Raw genomic sequence first — 7,266 nt, forward strand, 5'->3', positions numbered from 1 at the left:
TGGTGTTGCAGGTTCTTCCACTTTCGGTGCCGGTGTCGTTGGTTCCTCTGCTTTTGGTGCTGATGCCGCTGGTTCTTCCACTTTTGGTGCTGGTGTAGTCGCTGCGTCTTCTGCTTTTGGCGCTACTGGAGCTTCTGTTTCTTCTTTAACTTCTGGGCTTGTCTCTGCTGGTGCTTCTGAAGCAGGTTCTTCACCCGATTCTTCCGCTCTTTCCACTACTGGTGCTGATACAGGCTGATAGACTGGGCTATAGTTCACAGTCATTTTTTCAACTTTCTCAGTGACATCTGTTAATTCAAAGGTAACAGCTTTTGTTTCCTGATCTTTCTTGAGCAAGACTTCGTAAGTGCGAACTTCGCCACTTGCACCACTTTCTTTGATGACAATCTTGTGTTTTGTGACTGTATCTGAAACCGTTTCAGCTTCAGTAAAGTACAATTCATTGTGTGGTAAGAATAAATTCTTGCCTGAAGCTTGATTCATTTCTTGGAGTACATCTACAGGGATATTGCTTGCTTCGCTGATAACACTTAATGTATCTCCCCACTTAATGACATACTTAAATAAATCACCTTCTTTTTGAAGGTCAGCTTTCACTTCCTCAACTGTTCTTGCTACCCAGACACCATCTTGTTCACTGGCTGATACAGTTGGAGCTAAAAAGCCCAGACCTAGCAAAATGACACCTGTCGCAACAATTGCACCAGTTCTCAATTTTCTAAAGCCACGGAGGGACAAGCTTCCTCTAACATTTGTTTGTCTCATAATGTTTATTTTTCCTCACTATTCTATATTTTCCAAAGTAGACTCTTCCTAGGTCTACTAACCTATGTTTGCGATATGGATAGGCTTCTACAGATTTATCTATCTATTTTCAAGATAAGATTTCTATAGATTTTTATGCACAATTCCATATATAAGTTGTGAAACCCCTTTCTAATAAATTCCATAGCTTTAGTATATCATATTTAAGTACTAAAGTACAAAGAAAGCAACTGAAAGCAATGATTTTCACCACTGCTTTCTGCTTCATTTATCATTTTAAAACTTTCAGTTGCTAGCCTCATTTTTCAGTCTGGCATCAGTATTATTCACCATCCAGCAAAAGCTCTTTTGGTTGTTTTCTGAGGAGATTGCTTGAAGCAAGCGCCATAACGAGAACCACTAGAACCAAGGCTAGAACAAAGACGATGATAAAGTCTGATGTCTGAATAGAAATATCTAGGCTCGACAAGGTCTTGCTAAAGCCATCTACTTCTGCACCACCACCAAGGTTAGAGGCCTGAGCCGCCTTACTAGCCTGTTTGGCAACACCTGAAGTCACATTGGCAAGGACAGTATTTCCGATTGCACGCGCTGTGTAAGTAGCTAAGAAGTAAGCAGAAACGAGAGCAGGGATAGCAATCAAGATGGATTCGGTGATGAATTGCCCCAAGATACTTGCCTGCTTGAGACCGATAGAGAGGAGAATTCCCACTTCCTTGCGACGGGCATTGATCCAAAGGCTGAGCAAGAGGGCAAGGAGAAGGACTGAGAAACTCAAGCTACCCCAGAAGAGAAGGTTGGCCATCTTGTACATACCAGAGATGGATTGCTCAAGAGCTGGGTAGTTAGATGAGCTTTTAACGAGTGTATAGCTCTTCCAGTTGATACCACTGATGCCATTCAACTCTTTCATAACATCATCCAAGTTCTTGTCCGCTGTTACAAAGAAGGTAGCGTCCCCATAAATAGCTGTGTCTTCTGTGTAACCATATAGTTTAGCAGCTGTATGGATGTCTGTGATAGCTGTGTTTTCATAGAGTTCTTGTGAGTAGGTAACTGCCGACTTGTTGTGACCATCAAAGAGTCCCTTGATTGTCACTTCGACTGTTTCCTTGGCACCTTTTTCATTGTCGGCATCGTAGATATTAGAGTCTAGTTTAACCTTATCCCCTACTTTCCAGCCGTGTTTGGCTGCCAAGTCCTTGTGCAGGAGGATCTTGTCCTTGTCATCGTTGGTTAAGTGCTCCCCTTCAACCAGCTTATAAGAACCAGAGACAAACTTGTCTTCTTTGGAAGAGTCATTGACACCTGTAATCATCAAGCTACTTCCAAAATGTTTAGCACGATCAGGAGTCAGATTTTTCTTGGTTTCTGGAGTTTCGATAAGTTCATAGCCAGTCAAATCCCCGATAGCGTTGATGCGTTTAACATAAGACTCAATGGCCTTATTTTCGGTGATTTTTTTGATATCTTCACCCTTAATATTACCAGCACCACGTGGCGTTCCTTGATTAACGCGACGATTGATTTGCATGGAGAAGCTGTTGGTGATATTTTTAAAGGTCTCCTGAGAAGCCTTGGCAGTAGCTCCCTTGATTGACAAGCCAACCAAACTTAAGCTCGCCATGAGGAGAATAATCAGGAAGATGACAATCGATTTGAAAAACTTCCTTGTAACATAGGCAAATGCGTTGTGTAACATAGGTTCCCTTTCTAGATGTTGTTCTATTTCAATGTCTTATAACTTATATAAATTATTTTTTTACTATTTCCCTTAGATTGTGCGGACGGGAGCAACTTCCTGTAGGAATTTCATCCCTAATTTTTGAGCCGTATGTCTCAAAAATTCCGGCCTAGATAATAACTTTGTTATTATCTAGGCTATCACTACTGCGGGAAATAGTTGTTAAAGACTCACTTCGTTTATTATTACTTTACACGTATCTGGTTACCAACTAATACTATTTTAAAGTTTAATAATTAGATTCTATATTTCAGTCAGTTTCTTATCTTTCAACTCAAGTGTAATATCTGACGCTTGTGCCACTTCTTTGCTGTGGGTAACGACGATGACACATTTACCTGTTTTCTGGGCAAGTGATTTGAGCAGTTCGACAATATCTCCAGCAGTTTTAGGATCCAGATTTCCTGTTGGCTCATCAGCGAGAATAACTGGAGCTTCTGAGACCAAACTACGAGCAATGGCAACACGTTGCTGTTGTCCACCTGATAACTGGAGAACATTTCGCTTGATCTGACTTTCGTCAAGACCAAGTTCAAGAAGAGTCTCCTTGCTGGCCTTTTTGTTGACCAAGCGGATATTTTCCAGTGGAGAAAGATAATCTATCAAGTTATAATTTTGAAAGACCAGGGAAATATGGTGCATGCGATGGTAGGAATAGCCCTTCTTACGAATGTCCTCTCCTTGGAAAAGGATAGAACCTTCAACAGGACTATCTAGACCCGCAAGGAGGGACAAGAGAGTGGATTTCCCCGCTCCTGACTCCCCAATAATACTGTAAAATTTTCCGGGTTCAAAATGATAATTGATCTGATATAAAACTGCCTCAGCAGTGTTCTTATAACGGTAGGTAAGGTCTTGTAATTGTAATAAAGTCATGATTTCTCCTTCTTATACTCAATGAAAATCAAGGAGCAAACTAGGAATCTAGCCGCAGGTTGCTCAAAACACTGTTTTGAGGTTGCAGATGGAAGCTGACGTAGTTTGAAGAGATTTTCGAAGAGTATTAACTAATAGATGATAAAATTTCTTTCGGCGATTTTCTAAATAAGAATAGGAAACAAAGGGCTACAGATAAGCAACTAAGCAACAACAGAAAGATATAGGATTCTGCAAATGATAGGATATTAGTTGATAGACTGCTTGCTTTGGCTAGCGTGTCTTGTAAGACTGCCTGAGCTCCACTTGCTAATAGGGTTTGGAGTAGGTAAGATGTTATTGCGTTTCCTGCAACAAATGCTGGAAGCAAAGCACTGAGATATACCAAAACTACCTCTAAACAGAATTGTAGGAAGATCGAGCTCTTGCCTTTTCCAAGTGCCAGTAAAATTCCCACTTCGTAGACCCTTTCTCTCAACCAGAGAGACAAAACAAGAATTAAGGTCCCTGCTCCTGCTATCAACATCCCATAAAGGAAAATGGTCAGAAAGGTTTGGAAAGTAGCAACTGAGCCTTTGATTTGTTCAAAAGCCTTGTTTTCCTTTTCGACTTGATAGCCTTGATTTTCCAAGGACAAGTTTTCTACCTGCTTCAAGAGTTCGTCCATTTCCTTAGGATTTTCTACATAGAAGCGCGCTGCACTGACTTGAGGTTCACTATTACCCAAAAGGGTCTGGCTACTTTCATAGTCTGTAAAGACCTGGTTTTCACTGAAGTCGGAAGAAAAGCCTGTAAATTTCTCTTGTTTTTTACCAGAGAAGATTCCGACGATTTCAAACTCGACAGTTTGTCCTTTACCAGCTTCAGACTGACCAGCATCCAAGCGAAGCTTGTCATGAAGCGAAAGACCGTTCTTCTTAGCCAACTCTTCGTGGATGATGATTTTCTTTGAATCCCCTTTTTGAAGGTGTCGCCCTTCTTTTAGATTGAAAGCTGAACTGGTAAAGGTGACATCCTTGGATGAATCCTCAAGAGCCGTTAAGCTAACCAAGTTCTTGTCCGCAGCTGACAAATCATCACGTTCTACACTCTGCTCACCACTCACCGCTTCCTTGTCTTTTAGTTTTGCAATCGTCTCCAGTTCAGGAGAAATATTTTCCAGTCCCTTAATCTTTCTTACAGATACTAGGTCCGACAGCTTGAAAGTCTGACCATTTTCTATCTTCTTAATAGAAAAAGATGTGTTGAGTGATTTGTAAAGATTGGTTTCAACCGTTTTGTTGGACTTCATCAGAGTCAAACAGGCTGAAATTCCAGCCAATAAGACAAATAAAATCAGAAATAAAATAAAACTTCTCAGTCGTTTTCTGCTGACATAAGCCCAAGCTCTTTGGATTGGATTCATTTGTCACCTCCATATTTGTAAGACTATTATAAAACCTAAATATGAAATGTTTATGAAATACGAAAAAAGAACTAGAATTCTCACAAATGAGTGATTTTCTAGTTCTTTTTGATTTACCAAGACTTTATGCAGGGAAAACTACTAAGGATCAGATGAGATCATCTATTTAAGCTTCCTCTTCATCGTCTTTTTTCTTTTTGGCAAATAGCAAACCAAATGCGCCAAGAAGAGAGAGAACTCCAAATACACCTGTAGCACGATCTGCTTTCGTACCAGTATTTGGCAATACTGCTTGCGGTTGAGAAACTGATGAATCAGTTTCTGACACTTCATTCGGCAATTGAGCAGGTACTTCGGCTGTTTGACTTGGTTGTTCAGCCGGTTGAGCAGCTGGCACCTCAGCAGGAGTAGCAGTATCTGGTCTACGATTTGTATCGGCAGATGGCGTAGCTGGTCCCTGTTGGCCGTCACCTGTTGGTCTAACTGGACTCACTTTCCTGAAGACGTGAGTTACAACATCACCTTTAGTTTCTGTTCTTACAAATACATAACCTTCAATTTCACCATGTTCAAATGCTTCATTGGCTTCACCTAGTACTGATGGAGCTTTAGAATCAGGTTGCTTCAAGTCATTCCCTAGTTCATCTGTCCACTTAGTAATGATTAATCCTGGAACTTCTAATCTTGTAGAATCCCCTTTAGCAAATTCAATTACTAGGTCTGTTCCTGGAATTGTATGACTGATTCCTGTTGTTGGATCTGTCACTGTCGCTGTGCCGTCATCTCCTACAGTTACATCCTTACCTGGGTTCTTCGCTTTGACTTTGTCTACCACTTGTTTTTTCTCTTCTGGAGTTAAGTGGGATTTGTCTTTAACTAGAACTTTGTCGGTTGGTTTCACTGGTTCGAAGTCTTGATTTACTAGGTCTGTTCCTGGAATTTCGTGACTGATGCCGGTCGTTGGATCCGTTACGGTTGCGGTGCCGTCGTCTCCTACCGTTACATCCTTACCTGGGTTCTTATCTTTGACTTTGTCTGCCACTTGTTTTTTCTCTTCTGGAGTTAAGTGGGATTTGTCTTTAACTAGAACTTTGTCGGTTGGTTTCACTGGTTCGAAGTCTTGATTTACTAGGTCTGTTCCTGGAATGTCGTGACTGATTCCTGTATTTGGATCGGTAACCGTTGCGGTGCCGTCGTCTCCTACCGTTACATCCTTACCTGGGTTCTTATCTTTGACTTTATCTGCCACTTGTTTTTTCTCTTCTGGAGTTAAGTGGGATTTGTCTTTGACTGGAACTTTTTCAGTTGGTTTCACTGGTTCGAAGTCTTGGTTCACTAGATCTGTTCCTGGAATTGTATGACTGATGCCGGTTGTTGGATCTGTCACTGTCGCTGTGCCGTCGTCTCCTACTGTTACTTCCTTACCTGGGTTCTTCGCTTTGACTTTGTCTGCCACTTGTTTTTTCTCTTCTGGAGTTAAGTGCGCTTTGTCTTTCACTGGAACTTTGTCGGTTGGTTTCACTGGGGTGAAGTCTTTAACAGTTAAATCTTTAACTGGAATTACTTTAGATTGACCTGTTTTCGGATCTGTTATAGTAACATTTCCTTTATCATCGACTTTAACATCCATATTTGGATTAGATTTTTTAACTTTTTTCTCTAATTCTGTTTTTTCTTCTGGTGTTAAATGTTCTGGATCTGGAACTACAATCGGTAGTGGGATTGTTACTTCAAATTCTCTTGCTGGCTCACCTTTAGCGCTAGTCAATTTACCAGGTATTGTAATATCACTTGTTCCTTCTTTTGGAAGTTTACCATCTTCTTGGGCAATTCCTTTTCCTGTTGTTGGATTTTCAGGTAACTCATTATGAGATAACTCTACTTTTCCTCCAGTGACAACTTTTTCGCTAGCAATACCAGGTAATTTAACTTTAGTACCTTCAGGAACTCCATCAACTGTTACTTCAACATTTCCAGTTTGTGGATTTTGTGTTCCTACCGTAAATGTTGGAGTTGCACTTAGTACTTTCTTCGCCGGAATCGTCTTATCCCCGTCAGTTTCTGCTGGAAGTTTTGTTCCTTCTGTTACGGTAACTTTGCCTGTTTGTACTTTATCTTTTAGTTGATCATTCTTAATTCTGATTGTTCCATCTTTAACTTTGAATGTTCCGTCTATTCCTGGAACAGTTACTACAGAATCATCTGGGTATTTAGTATCATCATGTCGTTTGATTGTTAGTGTTAAGTCTCCTGTTGTGCCATCTTGTGGTTGGACAGTCACGTTAGGTGCTACTGGTGCGACTTTTAGTGTGACAGCTGTATTTTCTTGAGAACCGTCATTATACGTAATCAATACTGGAACCTCAGTCTCGCTATCTGCAGTTAAGCTTGGTAATTGTTCTTTTGAAGTCACGGAGTGAATGTTCGATGACGCATAGTCTTTCTCTTCCGTTCCTACTGTGACTCCCACAACTCC

General features: G+C 40.8%; 5 protein-coding genes. All 5 read right to left on the reverse strand.

Annotated elements, in window-relative coordinates:
• Positions 1–765, reverse strand: a 765-nt coding sequence (locus HT732_RS09600; protein ID WP_345890511.1) for a LysM peptidoglycan-binding domain-containing protein, incomplete at its 3' end; no start/stop codon positions are given.
• Between the two features lie 322 nt (positions 766–1,087).
• Positions 1,088–2,467 carry an ABC transporter permease subunit Vex3 gene (gene vex3 / locus HT732_RS09605; RefSeq protein ID WP_125456621.1) on the reverse strand — a complete coding sequence of 460 codons (1,380 nt, stop codon included), beginning with the start codon at positions 2,465–2,467 and terminating at the stop codon, positions 1,088–1,090.
• A 285-nt stretch (positions 2,468–2,752) separates the two neighbouring features.
• Positions 2,753–3,385: an ABC transporter ATP-binding subunit Vex2 gene (vex2, locus tag HT732_RS09610; protein WP_173254890.1), complete on the reverse strand. Its 633-nt coding sequence runs from the start codon at positions 3,383–3,385 to the stop codon at positions 2,753–2,755.
• Between the two features lie 127 nt (positions 3,386–3,512).
• Entirely contained in the window at positions 3,513–4,790 is a 1,278-nt protein-coding gene (locus HT732_RS09615; protein ID WP_173254893.1) for an ABC transporter permease, read from the reverse strand.
• A gap of 166 nt (positions 4,791–4,956) precedes the next feature.
• A partial coding sequence (locus HT732_RS09620) for an LPXTG cell wall anchor domain-containing protein (RefSeq protein ID WP_173254895.1) occupies positions 4,957–7,266 on the reverse strand: 2,310 nt, incomplete at its 5' end.

Origin of the sequence: Streptococcus sp. 5346 (genome assembly GCF_013277455.1) — a bacterium.
Taxonomy (GTDB): Bacteria; Bacillota; Bacilli; order Lactobacillales; family Streptococcaceae; genus Streptococcus.

Coding starts and splice junctions, on each gene's coding strand:
- vex3 (WP_125456621.1), bottom strand. CDS start 2,467: ATGTTACACAACGCATTTGCCTATGTTACAAGGAAGTTTTTCAAATCG.
- vex2 (WP_173254890.1), bottom strand. CDS start 3,385: ATGACTTTATTACAATTACAAGACCTTACCTACCGTTATAAGAACACT.
- HT732_RS09615 (WP_173254893.1), bottom strand. CDS start 4,790: ATGAATCCAATCCAAAGAGCTTGGGCTTATGTCAGCAGAAAACGACTG.